The following is a 26,873-nucleotide window of genomic DNA, read 5'->3' on the forward strand; positions in this document are numbered from 1 at the left end:
TCCCTTCTGCCCGCCGCGGCGCCGCCCGGGCTGGCCCGGACGGCGCGGCGGAGGTGTTCGGTGGGTCGGGCGGGCGCGTCGCCCGCGGCCCGCGCCGGCGGTGCCGGGGCGGGGAACGTCGGCAAGTATAGACTAAGCGGTCCGGGTGTCCAGGAGATCCCCGGCGCCGTCGAGGATCGCGGCGGCCACGGCGTGCTTCGAGCCGCGTGGCACGTCGTCCGCCTCCCCGTCCGGGGTGAGCAGCCAGCCCGCGTTGTCCTCGGCGCCGAAGGTGCCGCCGCCGGAGACGTCGTTGCACATCAGCAGGTCGCAGCCCTTGCGCGCGATCTTCTCCCGCGCCAGATCCAGGGGCGTGCGCTCGGCGTCGCCCGTCTCCGCGGCGAACCCGCAGATGACCGCGTCCGCGTCGAGCTCCCCCGCCGCGCGGCGCTCGACGGTGCGGCGCAGGATGTCCGGGTTCTCCGTCAGGCGCAGCGCCGAGAGGGCGTCGTCGTCGGAGCCCTTCTTCATCTTCGACGCGGCCTCCGTCTCCGGCCGGTAGTCGGCGACGGCGGCGGCCATGATGAGGAGGTCCGCGCCCGGGGCCGCCTCCGCGACCGCCGCGTCGAGATCGCGCGCGGACGTGATGCGGACGAGCTCCGCGCCCGGCGGCGTGTCCAGCTCGTCGGTCGAGCCCGCGATGAGCGTCACCGACGCGCCGCGGTGCACCGCGACGTCGGCCAGCGCGAAGCCCTGCCGGCCCGAGGAGTGGTTGCCCAGGTAGCGCACCGGATCCAGCGCCTCGCGGGTGCCGCCGGCGGTGATGACGACGCGGCGGCCCTCCAGCGTGCGGTCCAGCGCGCCCGGCCGCTCGGCGGCCAGCAGCGCCATCCGCCCGATGTGATCGGGCTCCGGCAGCCGGCCCGGGCCGCTGTCCTTCCCGGTCAGGCGCCCGTGCGCGGGCTCCAGCACCACCGCGCCGTGCCGGCGCAGCGTGGCGACGTTGTCCCGGGTCGCCGGGTGGTTCCACATCTCCGTGTGCATCGCCGGGGCGAACACCACGGGGCACGTCGCCGTCAGCAGCGTCGCGGTCAGCAGATCGTCGGCCCGCCCCTGGGCGGCGCGGGCCATGAGATCCGCGGTCGCCGGCGCGATCACGACGAGGTCCGCCTCCTGCCCGATGCGGACGTGGCGGACCTCGTCGACGGCCTCGAAGACCGTCGTGGAGACCGGGTTGCCGCTCAGCGCCTCGAACGTCGCCGCACCGACGAAGTTCAGCGCGGACGGCGTCGGCGCGACCGTGACGTCATGGCCGCGCTCGGCGAAGAAGCGGACGAGGTGGCAGGCCTTGTACGCGGCGATTCCGCCGGCCACGCCGACGACCACCTTCATGGGACGGGGGGACGTCGAAGCACGGCCGTCGGTCACGTGGCCTGCCACCTCTCCTTCGGTCTAGTTGCCCTCGGTGTGATCGAGGAGCCCCGCGTTGATCTCGCGCAGGGCGATGGACAGCGGCTTCTCGGCCGGGCCCGGCGTCACCAGGGGGCCGATGAACTCCAGCATGCCCTCGTTGAGCTGCTGGTAGTAGTCGTTGATCTGGCGGGCGCGCTTGGCCGCGAAGATCACCAGGGCGTACTTGGAGGAGGTCGTCCCCAGCAGCTCGTCGATCGGCGGGTTCGTGATGCCGACCGGCGGATCGAACACCGGCTGCGGGTTGGCCTCTGCGGTCTCCTGGGTCACTGTGCGTTGTCCTTCGAATCGATGGCGAATGGTCGGGGCGCCCGCTCGCGCGGGCGCGGTCGGGGCGCGTGCCCCGTGGTCAGCGGCCGAGATCCGCGCCGAGCTCGGCGGCGATGTCCCGGGCCGCGACGGCGGCGTCGTCGTTGATGATCGTCCGGTCGAACTCCCCCTCGGCGGCCAGCTCCTCGCGGGCCGTCCGCAGGCGGCGCTCCACCTGCTCCTCCGTCTCCGTGCCGCGGCCGCGCAGCCGCCGCTCGATCTCCCCCGTGTCCGAGGGGCGCAGGAACAGGCGCCGGGCCTCCGGCATCGACTCCGCGATGCTCCGGGCCCCGGCCAGATCGACCTCGATGAGGACCGGGCGGCCCGCGGCGAGAGCCTCGTCCACCGGCACGCGGGGCGTGCCGGAACGCTGCAGTCCGCCGTGGATGTCCGCCCACTCCAGCATCTCGCCGGCCGCGATCGCCGCGTCGAAGCGCTCGCGGGTGACGAAGTGGTAGTCGACCCCGTCCGACTCGCCCGGACGCGGCGGGCGGGTCGTCATGGAGACGCTGAAATAGAGGTCCGGGATGCCCGCCAGGAGCTTCGCGACCACCGTCGACTTGCCCGACCCGGCGGGGCCGGACAGCACGACGACGCGGGCGGAACCGGGACGGGACATCGCGACTACTCCGAGGTGAAGCCGAAGCGCTCGAGCAGGGCGCGGCGCTGGCGCTCGCCGAGGCCGCGCAGACGGCGGGTCTGGGCGATCTCCAGGTCGGCCATGATCTCCTGGGCCTTGACCTTGCCGACCTTCGGCAGGGCCTCGAGCAGGGCGGACACCTTCATCTTGCCGATGATCTCGTCCTCGTCGGCCTGCTTCAGGACCTCGGGCAGCTCGACGGCGCCGCGCTTCAGCTTGTCCTTCAGCTCGGCGCGCACCTTGCGGGCCTTGGCGGCCTTCTCAAGGGCGGCGGCGCGCTGCTCGGGGGTCAACTGCGGAAGGGCCACGGGTTCCTCCGTATGGGTTAGGGGTCTTGGATTCTCGTCGGTGACGCATCCGCGCGCAGGTGGCGCGCGGAACGGGCCGTAAGGCTAGCGCACCTGCGGCCGCACCGGTCAATCCGCGCCGTGCGGCGGGTCGCCGGGCCCGGTCGCGGGCGCCGCCCGTCCGGCCCTCGCCGGAGGCTCCGGCGGGTCAACTCGGGACAGTGTAGCACCATGTCGCCGCATGTCAGAACGCGGATCGGGCCGCGCGGCGCGAATTGCCGCCCGCCGCCGGGACTGGTATGGCCCCGGAAACGACGGCGGCGGACCGCCGGGGCGCACGTGCGCGCCCCCGCGATCCGCCGTGGGCCGGCCGGCTCCGCATCATGCGCCGCCGGCCGACGGGATCAGGCCGGGAACTTCCCCGCCGCGCGCAGCGCCGCCTCGCGCAGCGCACGCGGGTCCGGCCCGGCCTTCAGGATGGCCCGGGAGATGTTCGGCAGGGCCAGGCGGGCGGCGCCGCCCGCCACGCGGGCCACGTCGTCCGCGTCCGCGCCCTGGGCGCCGACGCCCGGCATGAGCACCGCGCCCGCCAGCTCGTCGAGCACCGGCGGCTCGGCCACCGTCGCCCCGACGACGACGCCGACGGAGCCCCCGCGGGCCCCGGCCGCGACGGCGGAGGCGTTCCGCTCCGCCGCGGCGTCGACGATGAGCTGGGACAGCGCGCGGCCCCCGTCGTCACGCGAACGCTGCACCGACGGGCCCTCCGGGTTGGAGGTCGCCGCCAGGACGAACACGCCCCGGCCCGTCTCCTCCGCCAGATCGAGCGCCGGCTCCAGCGAGCCGAAGCCCAGGTACGGCGAGACCGTCACCGCGTCGCACGCCAGCGGCGAGCCGTCGGCCAGCCACGCGCGGGCGTAGGCCGCCATCGTGGAGCCGATGTCGCCGCGCTTGGCGTCCGCCAGGGTCAGCGCCCCGGCGTCCGACAGCGCGCCGAGCAGCCGCTCCAGGACCGCGAAGCCGCGGGAGCCGTGCTCCTCGAACATCGCCACCTGCGGCTTCACCAGCGCGACGACGTCGCCGAACGCCTCGACGCACGTCATGGAGAACCGCTCCAGGCCGTCCGCGTCGTACGGCAGGCCCCACGCCTCCAGCAGCGCCGGATGCGGGTCGATGCCCGCGCACAGCCGGCCGCGCGCCTCCGTGGCGTCCAGCAGGCGGTCGCCGAAGCCCGGGCGGGCCCCGGCGCCGCTCGTCGCGTCCGCCATGGCCTACGCCCCCGCGCCGTGCAGGTCCTGCAGCGGGCGCACGTCCGTCTCGTTGTCGCGGATGGCCTCGATGCCCTGCACGGCCGCGATGGCGGCCTGGACCGTCGTCACGCACGGCACGCCCATGGCGACCGCCGCGGCGCGGATCTCGTAGCCGTCCTGGCGCGCCCCCGCGGAGCCGCCCGGCGTGTTGACGATGAGGTCGACCTCGCCGGCGCGGATGGCGTCGACGATGGTGGACTCGCCCTCGACCTCCGGGCCGTCGGCGGTGAACTTGTTCACGACCTCGCAGTCGATGCCGTTGCGGCGCAGCATGCCCGCCGTGCCGCGGGTGGCCAGGATGCGGAAGCCCATCAGCGCCAGGCGCTGGATCGGGAACACCAGGGTGCGCTTGTAGCGGTTCGCCAGCGACACGAAGATGGTGCCCTCCGCCGGCAGGTCGCCGTAGGACCCGGCCTGGCTCTTCGCGTACGCCTGGCCGAAGTCGCCCGCCAGGCCCATGACCTCGCCGGTGGACTTCATCTCCGGGCTCAGCAGGGAGTCCAGCTGGCGGCCGTCCGGGCTGCGGAAGCGGTTGAACGGCAGCACGGCCTCCTTCACCGCGATGGGCGCGTCCAGCGGCAGCGAGCCACCGTCCATGCCCTCCGGCAGCATGCCCTCGGCGCGCAGCTCCGCGATGGTCGCGCCCATCATGACGCGGGACGCGGCCTTCGCCAGCTGCACCGAGGTCGCCTTGGAGACGAACGGCACGGTGCGGGAGGCGCGCGGGTTGGCCTCGATGACGTACAGGGTGTCGTCCTTCAGGGCGTACTGGACGTTCATCAGGCCCTTCACGCCGATGCCGTGCGCCAGCGCGGCCGTCGAGCGGCGGACCAGGTCGATGGTGTCGTCGCCCAGCGTCATCGGCGGCAGGGCGCACGCCGAGTCGCCGGAGTGGATGCCGGCCTCCTCGATGTGCTCCATGACGCCGCCGAGGTAGACCTCCTCGCCGTCGCACAGGGCGTCGACGTCGATCTCGATGGCGTTGTCCAGGAAGCGGTCGACGAGCACCGGGTGGTCCGTCGACAGCTCCGTGGCGCGCTCGATGTAGTCCTCCAGCGTCGCCTCGTCGTAGACGATCTCCATGCCGCGGCCGCCCAGCACGTAGGACGGGCGGACCAGCACCGGGTAGCCGATGGACGCGGCGACCTCGCGGGCCTCCGCGAAGGAGGTCGCGGTGCCGAACGCCGGCGCCGGCAGGCCCGCGGCCTCCAGCACCTTGCCGAACTCGCCGCGGTCCTCCGCCATGTCGATGGCCTCCGGGGTCGTGCCGACTACCGGCACGCCCGCGTCCGCCAGGCGCTGCGCCAGGCCCAGGGGGGTCTGGCCGCCGAGCTGGACGATGACGCCGGCGACCGTGCCGGACTGCGACTCCGCGTGGTAGACCTCCATGACGTCCTCGAACGTCAGCGGCTCGAAGTACAGGCGGTCGGCGGTGTCGTAGTCGGTGGAGACGGTCTCCGGGTTGCAGTTGACCATCACCGTCTCGTAGCCGACGCGGGACAGCTCCAGCGCGGCGTGGACGCACGAGTAGTCGAACTCGATGCCCTGGCCGATGCGGTTCGGGCCGGAGCCCAGGATGATGACCTTCTCGCGCTCGGTCTGCGGCGCGACCTCCGACTCGGCGGCCGGGTCCAGCTCGTAGGCCGAGTAGTGGTACGGGGTCTTCGCCTCGAACTCGGCGGCGCAGGTGTCGACGGTCTTGAACACCGGGTGGACGCCGAGGCGCCAGCGCAGCGTGCGCACGCCCTCCTCGCCGGCCAGCTCCGGGCGCAGCGCGGCGATCTGGGCGTCGGACAGGCCCCAGTACTTCGCCTCGCGCAGCAGGTCCTCGTCGACGACGGCGGCGTCGAGGAGCTTACGGCGGACGTCCTGCAGGTTCTCCATCTCGGCGATGAACCACGGGTCGAGGCCGGAGGCCTCGTGGATCTGCTCGATGGAGGCGCCCAGGCGCTGGGCCAGCTCGACGTCGTAGATGCGGCCCTCGGTCGGGCGCCGCAGGTCCTCCAGGACCGCGTCGACGTCGGTCGCGCGGTCGCCGGCGAACGCCTCGTCGGGGACGGTCCAGAAGCCGGACGGCTTGTTCTCGAGGGAGCGCATGACCTTGCCGAGCGCGCCGATGTAGTTGCGGCCGATGGCCATGGCCTCGCCGACGGACTTCATCGTCGTCGTCAGGGTGTCGTCGGCGCCCGGGAACTTCTCGAACGCGAAGCGCGGGGCCTTGACGATGACGTAGTCCTGCACCGGCTCGAACGCCGCCGGGGTCTCGCCGGTGATGTCGTTGGTGATCTCGTCGAGGGTGTAGCCGATGGCCAGCTTCGCGGCGAACTTCGCGATCGGGAAGCCGGTGGCCTTCGACGCCAGCGCCGAGGAGCGGGACACGCGCGGGTTCATCTCGATGGTGATGATGCGCCCGTCCTCCGGGTTCACGGCGAACTGGATGTTGCAGCCGCCGGCGGCGACGCCGACCTCGCGGAGGATGGCGATGCCCTGGTTGCGCATCACCTGGAACTCGCGGTCGGTGAGCGTCATGGACGGGGCGACGGTGACGGAGTCGCCGGTGTGGACGCCGAGGGCGTCGACGTTCTCGATGGAGCAGATGACGACGACGTTGTCGTCGGCGTCGCGCATGAGCTCCAGCTCGAACTCCTTCCAGCCGAGGATGGACTCCTCGATGAGGACGTTCGCCTCCGGGGAGGCCGCGAGGCCGCCGCCGGCGATGCGCTCCAGGTCCTCGTCGGTGAACGCCAGGCCGGAGCCGAGGCCGCCCATGGTGAACGACGGGCGGACGACGACCGGCAGGCCGAGCTCCGCGACGGTCTCGCGGACCTCGTCCATGTCGTGGCACACGCGGGAGCGGGCGGACTCGCCGCCGATCTTCTCGACGATGTCCTTGAACATCTGGCGGTCCTCGCCGCGCTGGATGGCGGGGATGTCAGCGCCGATGAGCTCGACGCCGTACTTCTCCAGGATGCCGGCGCGGTCCAGCTGGATGGCCGCGTTGAGGGCCGTCTGGCCGCCGAGGGTGGCCAGCACCGCGTCGATCGGGTGGCCAGCCTCCTTCTCCTTCTCGAAGATCTTCTCGATGTACTGCGGCTGGATCGGCTCGATGTAGGTGTGGTCGGCGAACTCCGGGTCCGTCATGATGGTCGCCGGGTTCGAGTTGATGAGGGTGACCCGCAGGCCCTCCTCCTTCAGCACGCGGCACGCCTGGGTGCCGGAGTAGTCGAACTCGCAGGCCTGGCCGATGACGATCGGGCCGGAGCCGATGACCAGGACGTGGTTGATGTCGGTGCGGCGGGGCATGGGCTAGACCTGGCCTTCCATGAGCTCGAGGAACGTGTCGAAGAGGGTGCGCGCGTCGTGCGGGCCGGCGGCGGACTCCGGGTGGTACTGCACCGAGAACGCGCGGCCGCTGTCCAGGGCCACGCCCTCGACGGTGCCGTCGTTGAGGCAGGTGTGGGTGACGGAGGCCGTGCCCCACGGGGTCTCGAAGGAGTCGCCCGCCACGCCCTTCAGGGCGAAGCCGTGGTTCTGCGCGGTGATGTAGACCCGCTGGTCGCGGTGGTCCATCACGGGGACGTTGAGGCCGCGGTGGCCGAACGTCATCTTGTACGTGTCCAGGCCGAGGGCGCGGCCGAGGATCTGGTTGCCGAAGCAGATGCCGAACAGCGGCATGCCGTCGTCGAGGGCGTCCTTGACGACCTGGACCTGGGCGTCGGCCGTGGCCGGGTCGCCCGGGCCGTTGGACAGGAACACGCCGTCCGGGTCGTGGGCCTCCTTGGCCTCCGCGTAGGTGGTGGCGGCTGGCACGACGACGACGCGGATGCCGCGCTTGGCCATCTCGCGCGGGGTGTTGGCCTTGATACCGAGGTCCCACGCGACGACGGTCTTCTTCGCCTCGCCCTCCGGCTCGACGACGTAGGTCTCCTCCGTGGTGACCTCGGAGGCGAGATCGGAGCCCTCCATGGACGGCTGGGAGCGGACGATCTCCAGCAGCTCCTCCACCGGCTTGGCGGCCTCCTCGCCGGAGAAGATGCCGGCGGCGACGGAGCCGTGCTCGCGGATGTGGCGGACCAGCGCGCGGGTGTCCACCTGGCGGATGCCGACGATGCCCTGGTCGGCCATGACCTGCGACAGGGTGCCGGCGTCGTTGCGCCAGTTGGAGGGGATGCGCGACAGGTCGCGGATGATGACGCCGGCGGCCCAGATGCGGTCGCCGGGGTTCTCCCCGTCCTCGGTGTTCCAGCCGGTGTTGCCGATCTGGGGCGCGGTCATCGTGACGAGCTGCCGGTGGAAGGACGGGTCGGTCAGGGTCTCCTGGTAGCCGGTCATGGCGGTGGTGAACACCGCCTCGCCGAGGGTGCGGCCGGCGGCGCCGAAGCCGCGGCCCCGGAACACGCGTCCGTCCGCGAGGACCAGGACCGCCGGAAGATCGTTGGCGGGCTCGTTGCTCACGTGGCTGCCTTTCTGTTCGTGGGTGGGGGCGGAACCGGCGCTCATGCGCGGGCCCCGGTGTCGGTCGGCAGGGCCGGGTCGGCCTCGCCGTGGAGGGCGGTGACGCGGCCGCGCAGCACGGTGGCCGCGACGGACACCCGCATCTCCATGTCCTCGTACGGGGTGTTGGTCGTCTTCGACGCCAGGTCCTCGCCGTGGACGACCCAGCGCTTCTCCGGGTCGACGACGGTGAGGTTCGCCGGCTCGCCGACGGCGATGGGGCGGCCGTGGCCGGGCAGGCGGACGATCTCCGCCGGGCGCTCGGACATGACCTTCGCCAGCCAGCGCCAGTCGCACGGGCCGTCGTCGAGGACGAACTCCTCGGCGATGATGGACATCGACGTCTCCAGGCCCAGCATGCCCGGGCGCGCCATGTCGAACTCGCAGCACTTCTCCTCGGAGCCGTGCGGGGCGTGGTCGGTGGCGACGCAGTCGATGACGCCGTCGATGAGCGCCTGGCGCAGGGCCGCGGTGTCGCGGTCCTCGCGCAGCGGCGGGTTGACGCGGTTGACGCCGTCGAACGTCTCCAGGCGCGCGTCGGTGAGGATGAGGTGGTGCGGGGTGACCTCGGCGGTCATGGGGATGCCGTGGTCCTTCGCCCACTTCACCAGCTCGACGGTGCCCTCGGTGGAGGCGTGGCAGATGTGGGTGCGGCCGCCGTAGTCGCGCGCCAGGATGGCGTCGCGGGCGACGATGGACTCCTCCGCCACGCGCGGCCAGCCGCCGAGGCCGAGGCGCGCGGCGGTCGGGCCCTCGTGGGCGACGGCGCCGACGGTGAGCCGCGGGTCCTCGCAGTGCTGGGCCAGCAGGACGTCCATGCCGCGGGCGTACTCGACGGCGCGGCGCATGATCATCGGGTCGTCGACGCACTTGCCGTCGTCGGAGAAGACGCGGACCTTCGCCTGGGAGTCGGCCATCATGCCGAACTCGGTGAGGTTGGTGCCCTCCAGCCCCTTGGTGATGGAGCCGATGGGGTGCACGTCGCACAGGCCGATGGCCTGGGCCTTCAGCCACACGCTCTCGGCGATCGACGGGTCGTCCATCACCGGCTTCGTGTTGGGCATGGTGAACACGGCGGTGAAGCCGCCGCGGGCGGCCGCCTCGGAGCCCGTCTGCAGGGTCTCCGTGTCCTCGCGGCCCGGCTCGCGCAGGTGGACGTGGATGTCGACGAGGCCCGGCAGCAGCACGAGGCCGTCGAACTCGAGCGTCGCCGCGCCGTCGGCCGCATCCGCCGCGGCGTCGGCGCCGATGGCGGCGATGACGCCGTCGCGCACGAGCACGTCGACGGGCTCGCCCTCGCCGTAGGGGCGGACACCGCGCAGGACGAGGTCGCCGCGCACCGGCGGCGCCAGCGGGCCCGCCTCCGGGTAGTCGGTCCCCGCGGCCGGGGTGGTCTGCGTCGCGGTCACTTGGCCGCTCCTTCCTCGGTCGAGCCGGTGCCCTTGACGCCGGTCTCCATCGGCCCGGTGGAGCCGGAGGTCAGCAGCGTGAACAGGACGGCCATGCGGACGTGGACGCCGTTGGAGACCTGCTGCAGCACGGCGGTGCGCGGCAGGTCGGCGACGTGGTCGTTGATCTCCATGCCGCGCAGCATCGGGCCGGGGTGCATGACGATGGCGTCGTCGCGCATCAGCTTCTCGCGGTTGCGGGACAGCCCGTAGCGGGTGGCGTACTCGCGGTGCGACGGGAAGAACCCGCCGTTCATGCGCTCCTGCTGGACGCGCAGCATCATCACCGCGTCGGCGTCGGGCAGCTCCGGGTCCATCTCGTAGCTAACGCGCACCGGCCACTCCTCCACGCCGTACGGCAGCAGCGTCGGGGGCGCGACGAAGACGACCTCGGCCCCCAGCGTCGACAGCAGGTCGGCGTTGGAGCGGGCGACGCGGGAGTGCAGGATGTCGCCGACGAGGACGATCTTGCGGCCCTCGATGCCGCCGAGGCGCTGGCGCAGCGTCACCACGTCGAGCAGCGCCTGGGTGGGGTGCTGGTGCTTGCCGTCGCCGGCGTTGACGATGGACGGCTGCTGGCCGTGCTTCCCGGTCCAGTCGGCGATCTGCTTCGCGGCGCCGGACGACGGGTGGCGGACGACGATGGCGTCGGCGCCAATGGCGTCGAGGGTCAGCGCCGTGTCCTTCAGCGACTCGCCCTTCTTCACGGAGGACGACGACGCCGAGATGTTGATGACGTCGGCGCTCATCCACTTGCCCGCGGTCTCGAAGGAGGCGCGGGTGCGGGTCGAGTTCTCGTAGAACAGGGTGTAGATGGTGCGGCCGCGCAGCGTCGGCAGCTTCTTGATCTCGCGGCCGTCGAGCGCCTCCCGGAACCGGTCGGCCTCGTCCATGAGCCCGACGATCTCGTCCCGGCTCAGGTCCGCGATGGACAGCAGGTGCTTCACTTGCCCTCCTCCTCGGGGCGGGACAGGACGACGGCGTCGCGGCCGTCGAGGCTCTCGGTCAACACCTGCACGTCCTCCGTGCGCGCGGTCGGCAGGTTCTTGCCGACGTAGTCCGCGCGGATGGGCAGGCGCCGGTGGCCGCGGTCGACGAGGACCGCCAGCTGGATGGCGTCCGGCCGGCCGATGTCGGAGACGGCGTCGAGCGCGGCGCGGATGGTGCGGCCGCTGAACAGGACGTCGTCGACCAGGATGACCAGGGCCCCGTCGAGCCCGGCCGGCGGGATGCGCGTCGGCTGCAGCGCCCGGTGCGGGCGGTCCCGCAGGTCGTCGCGGTACAGGGTGATGTCGAGGCTGCCGGTCTCCGGGCGCACGCCCGAGAACTCCTCGATGCGCCCCGCCAGCCGCTCGGCCAGCGGCACTCCCCCCGACGGGATGCCCAGCAGCACCACCCTCGGCGCGGCCGATCCGTCCAATGCCGTCTTCTCGATGATCTGGTGCGCGATGCGCGCGACCGTCCGCGACACCTCCTCGGCGCTCAGCAGCTCCGTGACGTGCCCGGCGTTCGTATCGTCGCTCATCGTGACCTCCTTCCCCGCCTCTCGGTGCGGTCCCTTAAAGGATGTCGACGTGACATACCGGCTCGAGGATAGCACCGGTCTCGGCCCGGTCCGGGATCGGCGGCGCCCCCGCACCGGGGTGTCCCGGTGCGGGGGCGTCGTGCGGGGCTACTCCCCCCGCTTCGCCTCGCCGGCATCGACCACGGAGTCCGCGGCATCCGCGTCGCCCGCGGGTGCTGCGTCCGCGTCGGTCGCCGTCCCGTGCGTGACGACGTCCTCCTGCGCGGCGTCCGCGCCCGCCTCCCGCGCGGGCGCCTCCTCCGGCGCGTCGCCCGCGCCGTCGGCGTCGGGCTCCGCCGCGGCGGGGGCGGCGTCGTCACGCGGCTCCGCGTCCCGCGGCGGGACGACGACCGCGGCCGCGGCCAGCCGCGCCTGATCGGCGACGTCCGCGGCGGAGTCGAGCACCGCGTTGATGTACGGTGGCGCGACGTCCGTCGAGTACTCGGCGGCCAGCTCCACGGCCTCCACCACCGCGACGCGCGGCGGCACGTCCGGGTTGTGGAACAGCTCCCACGTGCCGATGCGCAGGATCGCGCGGTCGACGGCCGGCAGCCGGTGCAGCGGCCACTCCTCCGACAGGTAGCCGACGATCGTGTCGTCGATGCCGAGGATCTCGCGGGCCACGCCGATGACGATCTCCTCCGCGTACTCCGGCACCGGCGCGACGCCGGCCTCCGGATCGCGGGCCAGCTCGATGCGGTCGGCGACGAGCTCCTCCGCGTCGACGGAGCGCTGCTCCGCCTCGAACAGCAGATCGACGGCGCGGCGGCGCGCCCGGTAGCGGGCCCCGCGGCGCTTGTAGTTGGCCTCGCGGGCCCCGGTGCGGTCCTTGCCCACCGCCGGGCCTAGCTGGAGACGCGCGACAGGTAGGAGCCGTCGCGGGTGTCGATCTTCAGCAGGTCGCCGGTCTCGATGAACAGCGGGACCTGCACCTCGGCGCCGGTCTCCAGGGTCGCCGGCTTGGTGCCGCCGGTGGAGCGGTCGCCCTGCAGGCCCGGATCGGTGTGCTCGACCTTCAGCTCCACGGACACCGGGAGCTCCGCGAACAGGGGGTTGCCCTCGTGGAAGGACACCTGCACCGGGGAGTTCTCCAGCAGGAAGCGGGCGCCGTCGCCCATGAGGGCCGGCTCCAGGTTGATCTGGTCGAACGTCTTGTCGTCCATGAGGACGAAGTCCTGGCCGTCGCGGTACAGGAAGGTCATGTCGCGGCGGTCGACGGTGGCGGTCTCGACCTTGACGCCGGCGTTGAACGTCTTGTCGATGGTCTTGCCCGAGACGACGTCCTTCAGCTTCGTGCGGACGAAGGCGGGGCCCTTGCCCGGCTTGACGTGCTGGAACTCGACGATCTGCTGAAGCTTGTTGTCGATCTTCAGCACGAGGCCGTTCTTGAAGTCGGCGGTGGTTGCCACGTGTTCACTCCTGTGGGGCGGATGGGTGTCTTGCGGGTCCACGGTACCCGCGCAGGCGGCGCACGGGAAACGCGCCGCGCCGGGGACCGCGGGGTCGCCCACCGCGCCGACGCGGGGACGGCGGCGCGGCGGGCGCGGGATCAGAGGGTCTTCGGCAGCGGGACGAGGTTCTCGGGGTCGCCGTCGGTGATGACCAGCGTGTCCTCGATGCGCACGCCGCCGCGGCCCGGGACGTAGATGCCCGGCTCGATGGTCAGCGTCATGCCGGGCTCCAGCACGCCGGTGCCGGAGACGGCGGCGTACGGGAACTCGTGGACGTCGACGCCGATGCCGTGGCCCGTCGAATGCACGAAGTACTCGCCGTATCCGGCGGCGACGATGACGTCGCGGCAGGCTGCGTCGACCTCCGTCAGCTTCGCGCCGGGACGGGCGGCCTCCACGCCGGCGAGCTGGGCCCGCAGGACCACGGAGTGGATCTCGCGGGAGAAGTCGTCGGCCGCGTCGGCGCCGCCGACGGCGACGGTGCGGGTCATGTCGGAGCAGTACCCGTTCGCCAGCGCGCCGAAGTCGACGGTGACCAGGTCGCCCTCCTCCAGCACCCGGTCCTCCGCCCCATGGTGGGGCTTCGCGGAGTTCGGGCCGGAGGCGACGATGGTGTCGAAGCTCGGACCGTCGGCGCCGCGGACGCGCATGCGGTACTCCAGCTCGGCGGCGACCTCGCGCTCGGTGACGCCGGCGCGGATGCAGCCGTCGGCGGTCAGCGCGGCGAACGCGTCGACGGCGATCTCCGCGGCGCGGCGCAGCAGATCCAGTTCGACGTCGTCCTTGACGGCGCGGAGCTTCTCGACGACGTCGGTGACCTCGACGAGCTCCCCGCCCGCCGCCTCGCGCAGCGCGCCGGCGGCGGCGACGGTGACGTGGCCGGCCTCGAAGCCAATGCGGGGCGCGGCGGCATCGGCCGCGTCGCCGGCGTCGGAGGCCCCGTCGTCACGCGTCTTCTCCCGCTCCAGCAGATCCGCGATGAGCGCGGTGCCGCACGCGCGGGCGTCGACGCAGCGCAGATCCGGGGCCTGCGCGGCGACCTGCACGGTGTAGCGGCCGTCGGTGGAGATGACGGCGGGCTCGGCGCCCTCACGGGCGTCGACGAGCACCGCGCCGTTGGAGCCGGAGAAGCCCGTCAGCCAGGCGACGTGCGCCGGATGCGTGACGACGAGCGCGTCGCACCCGGCCTCCGGCAGCGCGGCGGCCAGGGCCGCGCGGCGGGCGGCGAAGTCGGGGCGGGCGGTCGCGGCGTCGGCCCCGGCGGTGGCGTGGTCGGTCATCGGTCCTCCTCCGGAACGGTGGAATGGTCGGTGTCGCCGGCGGCGGCCCCGGCTCCGGCGGATGCGGCGGCCCCGGCGCCCGCGGACTCCCCCGCGCGGCCGGCGATGGCGCCCAGCGCCATGCCGTAGCCGGCGACGCCGCAGCCGACGATGACGCCGTCGGCGATCGGCGACAGGTACGAGTGGTGGCGGAACGGCTCGCGGGCGTGGACGTTCGAGATGTGGACCTCGAAGAAGCCGCCGGCGTCGGCGACCTCCGCCATCGCGTCGCGCAGCGCCACGGAGGTGTGGGTCAGGCCGCCGGGGTTGATGATGACGGGCCAGCCCTCGTCGGCGGCCTCGTGGGCCCAGCCGATGAGCTCGCCCTCGTAGTCGGACTGGCGGCATTCGACGGTGATGCCGTGCATGGTGCCGAGGTGCCGCAGCTGCTCCTCGACGTCGTCCAGCGTCGTCGCGCCGTAGACGTCCGGCTGCCGCTTCCCCAGGCGGCCGAGGTTCGGGCCGTTGAGCACGAGCACGTGCATGGGGCCGGCGTCGGGGTGGACGAGCGGGCGGGGGCCGTCGGCGGCGATCATCGGGCCGACTCCTCCGCGGCGGGCTTCCCGGCGGCGGTCAGCGCGTCGTAAGCGGCGCGCAGCGTCTCCGTGTCCGGGTCCTCCAGGCGCGTGCAGCGCCCCGGCTCCTCGAGGACGACGAAGCGGATGCGGCCGCGGCGGTTCTTCTTGTCGCGGGTCATGCCGGCGTGCAGCTCGTCGAACAGGCCGGGCGCGTACGTCGTCGGCAGGCCGATGGACTCGAGGATGCGGCGGTGGCGCTCCACCAGGTCCGCGTCGATGAGGCCCGCCAGGCGGGCCAGCTCGGCGACGTAGACCATGCCGACGGCGACGGCGTGGCCGTGGCGCCAGCGGTACTCCTCGTGCCGCTCGACGGCGTGGCCGAAGGTGTGGCCGTAGTTGAGGATCTCGCGCAGCCCGGACTCCAGCAGGTCCTGCGACACGACGTCGGCCTTGACCTGGATGGCCCGGACGATGAGCTCCTCCAGCGCGCCGTCGACGTCGATCGCGGCGGCCGGGTCGGCCTCGTACAGGTCCAGGATGGCGGTGTCGGCGATGAAGCCGGCCTTGATGATCTCCGCGGAGCCGGCGACGATCTCCGCCTCCGGCAGGGTGCGCAGGAAGTCGAGGTCGCAGAACACGGCGGCCGGCTCGTGGAACGCGCCGACGAGGTTCTTGCCCGCGGCGGTGTTGACGCCGGTCTTGCCGCCCACGGCCGCGTCGACCATGGCCAGCAGCGTGGTGGGCACCTGGATGACGTCGACGCCGCGCATCCACGCCGCGGCGACGAAGCCGCCGAGGTCGGTGGCGGCGCCGCCGCCGACGGCGATGACGGCGTCGCGGCGGCCGAGGCCCCGCTCGCCGAGGGCGTCCCAGCAGCGCTCGGCGACCTGCAAGGTCTTGCCGGCCTCCGCGTCGGGGACCTCGAGGGCGAAGGCGTCGACGCCGGCGGCGGCGAGCGCCTCCTCGATGCGGCGCACCGGGCCCGCGACGGAGCCCTGGTGGACGATCGCGACGACGGACGCGCCGGAGGCGGCCTCCGCGATGGCGGGGACCAGGCCCCGGCCGACGGCGATGTCGTACGGCCGGGGGCCGTTGACGGTGATGGTGGTCATGCGTTGCTCCTCTCGGGGGCGGCGTCGTCCTCGTCGGACTCCAGGAAGCCGAGGATCTCGGCGACGACCTGCTGCGGCGTCCGGCCGGCGGAGCGGGCGCGGAACGACGCGACCTCCTCGTACAGCGGGCGGCGGCGGTCCAGCAGGGCGCGGTAGTGGGCGGCGGGGTCCTCGGCGGCCAGCACCGGGCGGGTGTTCTCCTCCGCCGTGCGGCGCACGCCCTCCTCCGCGTCGATCTCCAGGTAGACGACGGCGTGGCGGGACAGGCGGGCGCGGGTGGCCTCCGACAGGACGGCGCCGCCGCCGAGGCTGACGATGCCGGGGCGGGTCAGCGCCTCCGCCACCAGCTCCTCCTCGATCTCGCGGAAGCGCGGCTCGCCGAGGTCGGAGAAGACCTCGCCGCAGGCGCGGCCCTCGCGCTGCTCGATGAGCTCGTCGGAGTCCGTCAGCGGCACCCCGAGGGCGCGGGAGAGGCGCCGGCCGATGGTCGACTTGCCGGCGCCGGGCGGCCCGACGAGGACGGCGAGCGGGGCGTCGGCGGGCGCGGTCACTCGGCGGCCCCCTCGTCCCAGGCGAGGCGCCCGGCGACCTGCGCCAGGTAGCCCTCGACGTTGCGGCGGGTCTCGCCGATGCTGTCGCCGCCGAACTTCTCCATGACGGCCTGCGCCAGCGTCAGCGCGACCATCGCCTCGGCGACGACGCCGCCGGCGGGCACGGCGCACACGTCGGAGCGCTGGTGGATGGCGGTGGCGGCGGCGCCGGTGGCCATGTCGACGGTCTTCAGCGCACGCGGCACGGTGGAGATCGGCTTCATCGCGGCGCGGACGACCAGCGGCTGGCCGTTGGTCATGCCTCCCTCGAGGCCGCCGGCGCGGTTGGTCAGGCGGGTCACGCCGTCGCCCTCGCGGACCATCTCGTCGTGGGCGGCGGTGCCGCGGCGCCGGGCCTCCTCGAAGCCGTCGCCGATCTCGACGCCCTTGACGGACTGGATGCCCATCAGCGCCGACGCCAGGCGGGCGTCCAGGCGGGCGTCGCCGGAGATGTGGGAGCCCAGGCCGACCGGCAGGCCGTGCACGACGACCTCGACGATGCCGCCGAGCGTGTCGCCCTGCTTCTTCGCGGCCTCGATCTCGGAGACCATCGACTCCTCCGCCTCCTTCGAGAAGGCGCGCACCGGCGACGCGTCGATCGCGTCGACGTCGTCGAACGTCGGCAGCGGGCCGTCGTACGGCTCGGAGGCGCCGATGGAGACGACGTGGGTGACCACCTCGACGCCGAGCGCCTCGCGCAGGATGGCGCGGGCGACGCTGGCGGCGGCGACGCGGGCGGCGGTCTCGCGGGCCGACGAGCGCTCGAGGATGTTGCGGGCGTCCTCGTGGTCGTACTTCAGCATGCCGTTGAAGTCGGCGTGGCCCGGGCGCGGGCGGGTCAGGCGGGCGCCGCGGGCGGTCTCCAGCTCCGCCGGGTCCACCGGGTCGGAGGACATGACGGTGGTCCACTTCGGCCACTCCGTGTTGCCAATCATGATGGCGACGGGCGAGCCGAGCGTCCGGCCGTGGCGGACGCCGCCGACGAACGTCAGCTCGTCGGCCTCGAACTTCATGCGGGCGCCGCGGCCGTAGCCGAGGCGGCGGCGGGCGAGCTGGTGGGAAACGTCCTCGCGCGTCACGGTGACGCCGGCGGGGACGCCCTCGACCATGGCGATCAGCGCCTGGCCGTGCGACTCCCCTGCAGTGGTCCAACGAAACATGGGTGCCATTGTGGCATGCCGCCCGCCGCGGCGGGCGCATAGCCCGGGACCCGCCGCCGACCCTCCCCCGCGCCGCCGGTTCCGGTGCCGTGCGGGTGGCTCACGCGGCCGCGAGCGCGACGGCCAGCGCCGCGCCCGCCAGCATCCCGGGCCCGTGGGGCACCGCGCCCGGGTCCGCGTCCCGGTTGCGCTCCCCGCCGCGCCACCGGATCCGCGTGACGACGCCCAGGGCCGCCGTCGCCGCCCCCGACGCCGCGACGGCGGCGGCCAGCAGGACGGGCAGGTCCCCCGCGCCGCCCGAGCGGACCGCCGCCCAACCCACGGCCGCGCCGAGCGGCAGGGCCAGCTTCACGTCGCCGCCGCCCATCGACCCCGGCGCCGCCACCGCCAGGGCGAGGTGCGCCCCCGCCCAGCACGCGGCCCCGGCGACGGCGAGCGTGGCCGCGCGGGTCCCGTCGTCAAGCACCGCGGCGGCGGGAACGAGCACGGCCGCGGGCAGCGTGAGCGCGTCGTCGAGGCGGCGGCGCGTCAAGTCGCGCCATGCGAGCACGGCGGCCCACGCGAGGGCCAGATACGGGAGGACCGGCGTCATGGGCGGGACGCTACGGGCGCGCCGGCGGGCGTGCGGGGGCCGTCGCCCCGACCGTGGACGGCCCGGGCGGGCGGGAAGATCGGCCGCGGCACAGTGGATGGCGGCGGCGGATCGGGCGGCGAAGCGGACGGAAGGGCAGGACCCCGCGTCAGGCGCCGAGCGCCGCGCGCATCTCCGCGACGGGCGCCGCGTGCCCGGTGAACCGCTCGAACTGGGCCGTGCCCTGGTGCAGCAGCATCGACAGGCCGCCGACGACGGGATGGCCGACCTCGCCCGCGGCGCGGGCCAGCGGCGTCGGCCACGGGTCGTAGATGACGTCGAGGATGCGCGGGGCGCGCGCGAGGTACGTCGCGACGCCCTGCAGCGCATCCGACGGCACGGTGGACACGAGCACGTCGGAGGCGCCGGCGATGTCCGGCAGGCGCCCGTCGTCGAAGCGCACCCACGTGAACTCCATCCCCAGCGCGGCGGCGAGGGGCTCGACGGCCAGGGCCCGCTCGGAGCGGGCGACGACGTCGAGGTGGCGCACGCCCGCGCGGGCCAGGGCCCACAGGGCCGGGCGGGCGGTGCCGCCGGCGCCGACGACCACCGCGCGGCCGTCGGGCAGATCATCGGCGCCGAGCTCCGCGAGCGCCCCGGCGACGCCGTCGCAGTCGGTGTTGTCCGCCAGCCACCCGCCGTCCGGCAGGTGCACGAGCGTGTTCGCGGAGCCGACGAGCCGGGCCCGCTCGGTCGACTCGTCCGCCGTCTCCAGCGCGGCGAACTTGCCGGGCATGGTGACGGAGAACCCGGCCCACTCCGGGCCCGCCGCCGCGACGAGCGCCGGCAGCTCCTCTGCGCCGCAGTCGACGCGGACGTACTCCCAGTCGTCGAGCCCGAGCGCGGCGTAGCCGGCGCCGTGCAGCTGCGGCGACTTCGAGTGCGCGATGGGGCGCCCGAGGACCGCGGCGCGATGCGCCACGCCATCACGGGCGGGCGCGGGAAGCGCCGCGGGGGGCTTCCCCGGGCCGGGCGCGCCGGTCATCGGTTGGAGTCCAGCACGCCGCCGTCGATCGCCTGCTGCGTCGCGGCCTGGTGCTCCTCGAGGGTGTTGGAGAAGATCGTCGTGCCCTCGGAGTCGACGGTGACGAAGTACAGCCACTCGCCCGGCGCCGGGTTCTCCATCGCCTCGATGGCCTTCAGCGACGGCGCGCCGATGGGCGTCGCCGGTAGCCCGTACATGCGGTACGTGTTCCACGGGGTCTCGCGGGCGCGGGCCTCGTCCGTCGTCGCGACCTCCTGGTCCGGCAGGTCGTAGTTGACGGTGGAGTCGAACTCCAGGGGCTGGTTGATCTCCAGGCGGTTGAGGATGACGCGGGCGACCTTGTCGAAGTCGTCCGCCGGCGCCTCCGCCTCCACCAGCGACGCGGCGGTGACGAGCTCGTACGGGGTGAGGCCGACGGCCATCGCCGTCGCCTCCAGGCCCGTGGACTCGAACTGCTGCGCGGACTCCGCCAGCAGGCCCTTCAGCACCGCGACGGCGTCGCCCGACGGGTCGAAGTGGTGGATGCCCGGGGTGATGAGGCCCTCGATGCGCTTCGGGTCGTCGCCGCGGGCGTTGACCGCGTCGACGGCCCACGCGGGGACGCCGAGCTCCGCGGGCGGGGTCGTGCCCGCCGCGGCGCGCAGGTCCTCGACGCTGACGCAGTCCTCGCCGCCGCCGGCGCAGGACGCCTCGGAGATGAGGGTGAAGATGCCCTTGCGGACGTCGTCGGACGCCACGACGTGGGTGTCCTCCAGGCGCAGGCCGGTCGGGATGTCGATCATGCCCGCCTGGTTCTCCGGGTTGAGCAGGGCCTCGACCGCGGACTCCGCGGACATCCGCTCCTCCAGGCGGTAGAAGCCGGGCTGCAGGGAGTTCGACCGCGGGTGCGCGTTCGCCGCGTTGACGAAGGCGCCCGGGGAGCCGACGACGCCCTTCGCGTCGAGCTCGTCGGCCAGGTCCGACAGGGACTGGCCGGCGGCGACCTCCACCATGACCGGGGTGCCGTTGCCGTCGCCGCTGAAGTCGCCCTCCGTGCCGCCGCGGGCCCAGGCGACGCCGACGCCGACGAGGACCATGAGGCTGAGCAGGATGGAGGTGACGTTGATGGCCATCGACGTCTGCCGGCGGCGCACCCGCCCCCGACGTCCGTTGCGGCCGCGGCCCCTGTCCCGGGGCGCGCCCCGACGGGCGGTCTTGCTCATGGGGTGCTTCCTCCGGGGTCGACGGTGAACTAACCCTGCGATTGTCGCGCACGGCGCGCCGAAAGTCACGTTGCGGTCACGGCGGGTCGCGCCGGACGGGACGCGTCAACCGCCCGGTGACCGTCGTTCGCGTGACGACGGGGCGTGACCGGCGGCGACGCCGCCGGACCGCGGCGGCGCGCGGGCGGGGAGGTCTTACCGGTGCCGACGCCCGAACGTTACCCCCGGCCACCCCCGGCCACCCCCGACGGTGTTCCGGCCGGGCACGGGCGGGCGTGTGCGGGGGCCGTCGCCCGTGCAAGGCGGGCCGTGTCCGGGGCCTACGTCCCGCGGCGCAGGTCCAGCCAGGCCTGGAGGATCTCGACGGCGGCGGCCTGATCGACGGACTTCCGGCCCTCCCGGGCGGACACCCCCGCCTCCCGCATCCGGGACTGGGCGATGACCGTCGTCATGCGCTCGTCGCCCATCCGGACGGCGACGTCGCCGAGACGGCGGCGCAGGCGGAAGGCGACGTCGGCGGCCTTGCGCGCCGAGGTGCCGGGCGTGCCGTCGAGCATGAGCGGCAGGCCGACGACGATCTCGACGACGCCGAACTCCTCCGCCAGCTCCACGAGCCGGTCGATGTCGGGGCCGTCGGGGCCGCGCCGGCCGGTGGCCCGGGCGACGGTCTCCACCGGGGTGGCCAGCAGGCCGTCGGGGTCGCTGACGGCGACGCCGACGCGGACGTCGCCGACGTCGACGCCGAGGCGCCGGCCGGGGCCGGGATCGTCGGCGCCGGGCCGGTCGGGCACGAGCGTCGCCACGCGGGACTCCCCCGGCCTAGCGCCCGGCGAGGTGCGCGCGCACGGCGGCGAGGCCGGCGTCGACGCCCGACGGGTCGTTGCCCGCGCCCTGGGCCAGCTGCGGCTTGCCGCCGCCGCGGCCGGCGATGTGGGCGCCGAGGACCGGGACGAGATCGCCGGCCTTCAGGCCCGCGGCGACCGCCGGGTCGGTGACGCCGACGGCGAACGGGGCCTTGCCGCCGTCCTTGCCGCACAGCACCACGACGGCGGCGCGGTCGTTGAGGCGCCCGCGCAGGTCGTTGGCGAGGGTGCGCATGTCGCCGGCCTTCGTGCCCTCCGGCAGGTTCAGGCCGAGGAAGGTGACGTCGCCGACCTGCTCCGCGGAGTCGAGGTGGGAGGCGGCGTCGGACAGCAGCTGCTTCGCCTTGAGGTCCGCGAGCGCCTTCTCGGTGGCCTTCAGCTTCTCCGACAGGGCGCCGATGCGATCCGGCAGGTCGGCGGACGGGGTCTTGAACTCGGCGGCGAGGCGCTCGGCCAGCAGGCGCTCCGCGGACAGGTAGCGGAACGAGTCCATGCCGGAGTACGCCTCGATGCGGCGGGCGCCGGAACCGACGGAGGACTCGCCCAGCACCGCCACCGGACCGATCTGGGAGGTGTGGGCGACGTGGGTGCCGCCGCACAGCTCCATGGAGAACGGGCCGCCCATCTCGACGACGCGGACGCGGTCGCCGTAGTTCTCGCCGAACAGGGCCATCGCGCCCATCGCCTTCGCCTCGTCGAGGGAGGTCTCGATGGTGTTGACGGTCCAGTCCGCGTCGACGGCCTCGTTGGCCAGCGCCTCCACGCGGCGCAGCTGCTCCTCGGAGAGCTGCTCGCCGTAGGTGAAGTCGAAGCGCAGGTAGCCCGGCTTGTTCAGCGAGCCGGCCTGGACGGCGTCCGGGCCGAGGACCTCGCGCAGCGCGGCGTGGACGAGGTGGGTGGCGGAGTGCGCCTGGGTGGCGCCGTGGCGCCAGACCTCGTCGACGCGGGCCTCGGCGAGCTCGCCGACGGCGGCCTCGCCGGAGACGACGCGGCCCTTGTGCAGCCACAGCTTCTTGCCGACCTTCTGGACGTCGCCGATCTCGACGACGGCGCCGGAGCCGGTGGTGATGCGGCCGTGGTCGGCCATCTGGCCGCCGGACTCCGCGTACAGCGGGGTGCGGTCGAGGATGACCTCGATCTCGTCGCCCTCCGCGGCGCGCTCGACGCGCTCGCCGCCGGAGACCAGTCCCAGCACCGTCGACTCGTCGATGAGGCGGTCGTAGCCGGTGAACACGGTCGGGTGCTCGTCGAGGAACTCGCGGTAGACGCCGAGGTCGCCGTGGGTGCGCTTCTTCGCGCGATTGTCGGCCTTGGCGCGGGCGCGCTGCTCGGCCATGAGCTCGCGGAAGCCCTCCTCGTCGACCGTCAGGCCGGCCTCGGAGGCCATCTCCAGCGTCAGGTCCAGCGGGAAGCCGTGGGTGTCGTGGAGGGTGAACGCGTCGTCGCCCGACAGGGTCGTGCGGCCGGCGGACTTCGCCTCCGCGGCGGCCTCCTCGAACAGGCGCGTGCCGGCCTCGAGGGTCTTGAGGAACGCGCGCTCCTCGGCGACGCCGGTGCGGCGGATGCGGTCCCAGTTGTCCGCGATCTCCGGGTAGGACGGGGTCATCGTCTCGCGGACGGTGTCCAGCAGCGTCTCCAGGGTCGCGCCCTCGGCGCCGAGCAGACGGGCGGAGCGGACGATGCGGCGCAGCAGGCGGCGCAGGATGTAGCCGCGGCCCTCGTTGGACGGGGTGACGCCGTCGAGCATGAGCATGAGGCCGGTGCGCGCGTGGTCGGCGATGACGCGGAACAGCACGTCGTCACGCTGGGAGCCGCCGTAGGTGGAGCCCGTGAGCTTCTCCGCGGCGTCGATGACCGGGCGCAGCAGGTCCGTCTCGTAGACGTTCTCGACGCCCTGGAGCAGGAACGCGACGCGCTCGATGCCCATGCCGGTGTCGATGTTCTTCTTCGGCAGGGGGCCGAGGATCTCGAAGTTGTCCTTGCCGATGCCCTCGCCGCGCTCGTTCTGCATGAAGACGAGGTTCCAGATCTCGACGTAGCGGTCCTCGTCCGCCACCGGGCCGCCGTCGACGCCGTACTCCGGGCCGCGGTCGTAGAAGATCTCCGAGCACGGGCCGCACGGGCCGGGCACGCCCATCGACCAGTAGTTGTCCGCCATGCCGCGGCGCTGGACGCGCTCCTCCGGCAGGCCGACCTTCCCGGTCCAGATGTCGTGCGCCTCGTCGTCGTCGAGGTAGACCGTGGCCCACAGGCGATCCGGGTCGATGCCGAAGCCGCCGTCCGCCACCGGCTTCGTCAGCAGCTCCCAGGCGAGCGTGATCGCGCCCTCCTTGAAGTAGTCGCCGAAGGAGAAGTTGCCCGCCATCTGGAAGAAGGTGTTGTGGCGGGTCGTGATGCCCACCTCCTCGATGTCGAGGGTGCGCACGCACTTCTGGATCGACGTCGCCGTGTCGAAGGACGGGGTCTCCTGACCCAGGAAGTAGGGCTTGAACGGGACCATGCCGGCGTTGACGAACAGCAGGTTCGGGTCCTCGAGGATCAGCGATGCGCTGGGGACCTCCACGTGCCCGTGGGAGGTGAAGTGATCCAGGAAACGCTGGCGGATCTCGTGGGTCTGCAAGGCTGTTCGTCCTTCTGGTCGGTCGATCGCGGGCGGGTGCCGGCCCGGGTCCGGGCCGACGGCACCCGGACAGCATACTCCCCGGGGTCAGCCGCGGCGGAACCCGCGCACGATGCGGCGCAGGCGGCCGATGTATTCGCCGATCGGCTTCTCCCGCCCGTGGTCCGACGGCGCGTAGTAGACGCCGTCCAGGACGTTGTCCGGCGGGTACTGCTGCTCGACGACGCCGCGGGGGTCGTCGTGCGGGTAGCGGTAGCCGACGGCGTTGCCGATGGCCTTCGCGCCGGCGTAGTGGCCGTCGCGCAGGTGCGGCGGGACGGGCCCGGCCTTGCCGCCGCGGACGTCCTTCAGCGCCGCGTCGATGGCGGCGATGACGCTGTTGGACTTCGGGGCCGTCGCGAGGTGGATGACGGCCTGGGCCAGCGGCAGGCGCCCCTCCGGCATGCCGATCATCTGCACCGCCTCCGCTGCGGCGACCGCGGTCTGGAGGCAGCTCGGGTCGGCCATGCCGACGTCCTCGCTGGCGAGGATGACGATGCGCCGGGCGATGAACCGCGGGTCCTCCCCGCCCTCGATCATGCGGGCCAGGTAGTGCAGGGCGGCGTCGACGTCGGAGCCGCGCACCGACTTGATGAAGGCGCTGGTGACGTCGTAGTGCTGGTCCCCGTCGCGGTCGTACCGGATGGTCGCGCGGTCGATGGCGCGCTCCACGGCGGCCGCGTCGAGCGTGCCCCCGTCGGCGACGCCCTCGGCGGCGGCCTCAAGGTAGGTGAGGCACCGGCGCGCGTCGCCGGCCGACAGCGCCACGAGCTGCTCCAGGCCGTCGTCCGCCAGCTCTATGCGGCCGTCGAGGCCGCGCTCGTCGGCGACCGCGCGGCGCAGCAGCTCGGCGATGTCGCCGTCGTCCAGCGACTCCAGCTGCAGCAGCAGCGACCGGGACAGCAGGGGCGAGACCACGGAGAACGACGGGTTCTCCGTCGTGGCGGCGACGAGGAGCACGGTGCGGTTCTCCACGGCCCCGAGCAGGGCGTCCTGCTGCGTCTTGCTGAAGCGGTGGACCTCGTCGATGAACAGCACCGTGCGGGAGCCGTCGCGGACGAGGCGCCGCCGGGCGCGCTCGATGACGGCGCGGACCTCCTTGACGCCGGAGTTCAGGGCGGACAGCGCCTCGAAGTCGCGTCCCGTCGACGTGGAGATGAGTCCCGCCAGCGTCGTCTTGCCGGTGCCGGGCGGGCCGAAGAGGATGACGGAGGCGTCGCCGCCGCCCTCGACGAGCCGCCGCAGGGGCTTGCCCTCGCCGAGCAGGTGCGACTGGCCGACGACCTCGTCGAGCGTCCGCGGCCGCATGCGGACGGCCAGCGGAGCGTGGGCGCCGGGGTGGAAGTAGTCGGAGCCGGCACCGCCGCCGTCTGCCGCGCCGGCGGCCCCCGGGCCAGCGGCGCCCGCCGGGGCGGGCTCGTCGAACAGTCCGGGGCCGCCGGTCATCGGGCGGCCCCCTCCCGAGCCCCGGCCGAGGCGATCTCGGCGACGTCGGCGGCGAACGCCGCGAGCGCCGGCGAGGGCGTGCGGCGGCCCTCGGCCCAGGCGCGCAGCACCCGGGCGGTGGCGGCGACGCTGCGGACGGTCGCGCGCCCGGCGGCGGGCGGCTCGCCCTCGTCGGCGGCCGCGAGCGTGCGGGCGAGGTGGGCGACGACGCCCTCGTCCCGGTCGTCGACGTCGTAGCCCTGGCCGGCCAGGCGGCGCTCGATGGCCGCCTCCGTCTCCAGTCCCTGGTCGACGGAGCCGATGTGCATGACCGTCACCATGATGAGCGTCCAGCCCAGCAGGCCGACGGTGATGCGCTGGCCGAGGGTGTCCTCCTCCTCGATGTCCGGCCAGGTCCGGCGGACCTCGGACATCCAGGCGTCGAGCAGGACGCGGACCTCGTCCTCCTCCAGCGGGGCGATCCGCGGGTTGCGGGGGAAGCCGGCGATGACGTTGGCGAGGTCGAAGCCGACGTCGCGGTAGCCCGCCCACTCGTAGTCGAGGACGTTGACGGCGCCGCCGCCGAACAGGATGTTGTCGGGCAGCAGCTCGAAGGGCGTGAAAGCGCGGTGGAAGCCGTCGGAGATGCGGCGCACCGCCTCCTCCACCAGCGCACGGACCTCACGGGGCACGGATACCCCGCGGTGCTCGAGCAGGGCGAGGCCGAGGTCGATGGAGCGGACGATGCCCCGGTCGCGGCCGCCGAGGACCAGCCCGGGGATGTCGCGGTGGGCGCGCCACATGCGGCGGGCCAGCGAATCGAAGCCCGCCTCCCGCTCCGCGGTGCCGGCGTGCATGCGGCCCAACGCGTGGCCGAGCATGCGCAGCGCGTTGATGCGCTCCCCGGGCTCCGGTTCGCGGCGGGTGAGCACGTCGGCGAAGGTCACGCCGTCGCCGACGTCGGTGATGATGACCAGGCGGCGGTCGACGTCGTGGGCGAGCAGCACCGGCCCGGGCCGCACGTCCGCCGGCAGGGCGGTCGTGAACTGGTACGCCGCGATTTCGCGGAGCACCGCCGGTTCGACGCCCTGCGCCGCCGCGGGGGCGAGCTGCTTGACGACGACGGAGCGCTCCGGCAGGAACGGGTTCGGCGCGACGCGCACGCGCAGCACCAGGGCGTCGCCGGAGCCCCCGAGGTCCTCGGGATCGCCGAGCTCGGGGCGGCCGCCGAAGCGGCTGGCCAGGAGGTCGGCGGCGTCGTCGAGCAGCGCCGGGACGTCCGCGTCGGTCGCGTCGGCGGGCACCACGTCGCGGGTCCGGCCGGCCTGCGGCGCGGATCCGGCCGCGTCCCCGTGCGGGGGGACGCCGCCTGGGACCGGCTCGTCGTGCGCCGCGATCGGCGACGCCGCCGCGCGGGCCTCCCCCGCGCGGCCGGTGGCGTCGGTGTCCTGCATGGTCGT

The 26,873-nt window shown here is 73.9% G+C and carries 22 protein-coding genes and 2 pseudogenes; all 24 read right to left on the reverse strand.

Annotation, left to right across the window (positions count from 1 at the left end):
- Positions 1 to 132: 132 nt before the first annotated feature.
- Positions 133 to 1,371 carry a bifunctional phosphopantothenoylcysteine decarboxylase/phosphopantothenate--cysteine ligase CoaBC gene (gene coaBC, locus QQS41_RS00865; protein ID WP_448850823.1) on the reverse strand — a complete coding sequence of 413 codons (1,239 nt, stop codon included), beginning with the start codon at positions 1,369 to 1,371 and terminating at the stop codon, positions 133 to 135.
- A 60-nt stretch (positions 1,372 to 1,431) separates the two neighbouring features.
- On the reverse strand, positions 1,432 to 1,719 hold the full coding sequence (gene rpoZ, locus QQS41_RS00870) for a DNA-directed RNA polymerase subunit omega (protein WP_448850824.1): 288 nt from the start codon (positions 1,717 to 1,719) through the stop codon (positions 1,432 to 1,434).
- Positions 1,720 to 1,798: 79 nt separating this feature from the next.
- Complete coding sequence (gmk, locus tag QQS41_RS00875; RefSeq protein ID WP_448850825.1) at positions 1,799 to 2,377, reverse strand: guanylate kinase; 579 nt, start codon at positions 2,375 to 2,377, stop codon at positions 1,799 to 1,801.
- A 5-nt stretch (positions 2,378 to 2,382) separates the two neighbouring features.
- Positions 2,383 to 2,706 (reverse strand): integration host factor, actinobacterial type, encoded by a 324-nt coding sequence (gene mihF, locus QQS41_RS00880; protein WP_448850826.1) that lies wholly within the window; start codon positions 2,704 to 2,706, stop codon positions 2,383 to 2,385.
- 383 nt (positions 2,707 to 3,089) lie between these two features.
- On the reverse strand, positions 3,090 to 3,950 hold the full coding sequence (pyrF, locus tag QQS41_RS00885) for an orotidine-5'-phosphate decarboxylase (RefSeq protein WP_448850827.1): 861 nt from the start codon (positions 3,948 to 3,950) through the stop codon (positions 3,090 to 3,092).
- Between the two features lie 3 nt (positions 3,951 to 3,953).
- Positions 3,954 to 7,295 (reverse strand): carbamoyl-phosphate synthase large subunit, encoded by a 3,342-nt coding sequence (carB, locus tag QQS41_RS00890; protein ID WP_448850828.1) that lies wholly within the window; start codon positions 7,293 to 7,295, stop codon positions 3,954 to 3,956.
- Between the two features lie 3 nt (positions 7,296 to 7,298).
- Positions 7,299 to 8,447 carry a glutamine-hydrolyzing carbamoyl-phosphate synthase small subunit gene (carA, locus tag QQS41_RS00895; RefSeq protein WP_448850829.1) on the reverse strand — a complete coding sequence of 383 codons (1,149 nt, stop codon included), beginning with the start codon at positions 8,445 to 8,447 and terminating at the stop codon, positions 7,299 to 7,301.
- Positions 8,448 to 8,488: 41 nt separating this feature from the next.
- Positions 8,489 to 9,895: a dihydroorotase gene (locus tag QQS41_RS00900; RefSeq protein WP_448850830.1), complete on the reverse strand. Its 1,407-nt coding sequence runs from the start codon at positions 9,893 to 9,895 to the stop codon at positions 8,489 to 8,491.
- Positions 9,892 to 10,881, reverse strand: a complete 990-nt coding sequence (locus QQS41_RS00905) for an aspartate carbamoyltransferase catalytic subunit (protein ID WP_448850831.1) — start codon at positions 10,879 to 10,881, stop codon at positions 9,892 to 9,894. The genes QQS41_RS00900 and QQS41_RS00905 overlap by 4 nt, the downstream gene beginning before the upstream one ends.
- Positions 10,878 to 11,459, reverse strand: a complete 582-nt coding sequence (gene pyrR / locus QQS41_RS00910) for a bifunctional pyr operon transcriptional regulator/uracil phosphoribosyltransferase PyrR (RefSeq protein WP_448850832.1) — start codon at positions 11,457 to 11,459, stop codon at positions 10,878 to 10,880. Before pyrR ends, QQS41_RS00905 begins: the two co-directional genes overlap by 4 nt.
- 324 nt (positions 11,460 to 11,783) lie before the next feature.
- A pseudogene (gene nusB / locus QQS41_RS00915) lies at positions 11,784 to 12,335 on the reverse strand (transcription antitermination factor NusB); the annotation flags it as partial.
- Positions 12,336 to 12,343: 8 nt separating this feature from the next.
- Positions 12,344 to 12,907 carry an elongation factor P gene (gene efp / locus QQS41_RS00920; RefSeq protein ID WP_448850833.1) on the reverse strand — a complete coding sequence of 188 codons (564 nt, stop codon included), beginning with the start codon at positions 12,905 to 12,907 and terminating at the stop codon, positions 12,344 to 12,346.
- A gap of 140 nt (positions 12,908 to 13,047) precedes the next feature.
- Positions 13,048 to 14,229: a M24 family metallopeptidase gene (locus QQS41_RS00925; protein ID WP_448850834.1), complete on the reverse strand. Its 1,182-nt coding sequence runs from the start codon at positions 14,227 to 14,229 to the stop codon at positions 13,048 to 13,050.
- A gap of 101 nt (positions 14,230 to 14,330) precedes the next feature.
- Positions 14,331 to 14,753: pseudogene (aroQ, locus tag QQS41_RS00930) on the reverse strand (type II 3-dehydroquinate dehydratase); the annotation flags it as partial.
- A 47-nt stretch (positions 14,754 to 14,800) separates the two neighbouring features.
- Entirely contained in the window at positions 14,801 to 15,898 is a 1,098-nt protein-coding gene (aroB, locus tag QQS41_RS00935; RefSeq protein ID WP_448850835.1) for a 3-dehydroquinate synthase, read from the reverse strand.
- On the reverse strand, positions 15,895 to 16,449 hold the full coding sequence (locus tag QQS41_RS00940) for a shikimate kinase (protein WP_448850836.1): 555 nt from the start codon (positions 16,447 to 16,449) through the stop codon (positions 15,895 to 15,897). The genes aroB and QQS41_RS00940 overlap by 4 nt, the downstream gene beginning before the upstream one ends.
- Positions 16,446 to 17,648 carry a chorismate synthase gene (gene aroC, locus QQS41_RS00945; protein WP_448850837.1) on the reverse strand — a complete coding sequence of 401 codons (1,203 nt, stop codon included), beginning with the start codon at positions 17,646 to 17,648 and terminating at the stop codon, positions 16,446 to 16,448. Before aroC ends, QQS41_RS00940 begins: the two co-directional genes overlap by 4 nt.
- Positions 17,649 to 17,748: 100 nt before the next feature.
- The gene (locus QQS41_RS00950; protein ID WP_448850838.1) at positions 17,749 to 18,240 is read right to left on the reverse strand and encodes a prepilin peptidase; all 492 of its coding nucleotides are present in this window, start codon (positions 18,238 to 18,240) and stop codon (positions 17,749 to 17,751) included.
- 148 nt (positions 18,241 to 18,388) lie between these two features.
- A complete protein-coding gene (locus tag QQS41_RS00955) occupies positions 18,389 to 19,201 on the reverse strand; it encodes a shikimate dehydrogenase (protein ID WP_448850839.1) in 813 nt (270 codons plus the stop codon).
- Between the two features lie 59 nt (positions 19,202 to 19,260).
- Entirely contained in the window at positions 19,261 to 20,376 is a 1,116-nt protein-coding gene (locus tag QQS41_RS00960) for an endolytic transglycosylase MltG (protein ID WP_448851924.1), read from the reverse strand.
- Positions 20,377 to 20,786: 410 nt separating this feature from the next.
- Positions 20,787 to 21,269 (reverse strand): Holliday junction resolvase RuvX, encoded by a 483-nt coding sequence (gene ruvX, locus QQS41_RS00965; protein WP_448850840.1) that lies wholly within the window; start codon positions 21,267 to 21,269, stop codon positions 20,787 to 20,789.
- Between the two features lie 16 nt (positions 21,270 to 21,285).
- Positions 21,286 to 23,949, reverse strand: coding sequence for an alanine--tRNA ligase (alaS, locus tag QQS41_RS00970; protein WP_448850841.1), 2,664 nt, complete (start codon positions 23,947 to 23,949; stop codon positions 21,286 to 21,288).
- Between the two features lie 87 nt (positions 23,950 to 24,036).
- On the reverse strand, positions 24,037 to 25,434 hold the full coding sequence (locus QQS41_RS00975; protein ID WP_448850842.1) for a replication-associated recombination protein A: 1,398 nt from the start codon (positions 25,432 to 25,434) through the stop codon (positions 24,037 to 24,039).
- Positions 25,431 to 26,867, reverse strand: a complete 1,437-nt coding sequence (locus QQS41_RS00980) for a phosphotransferase (RefSeq protein ID WP_448850843.1) — start codon at positions 26,865 to 26,867, stop codon at positions 25,431 to 25,433. The genes QQS41_RS00975 and QQS41_RS00980 overlap by 4 nt, the downstream gene beginning before the upstream one ends.
- Positions 26,868 to 26,873 lie beyond the last annotated feature (6 nt).

The sequence above is a fragment of the Corynebacterium sp. 335C genome (assembly GCF_053525695.1).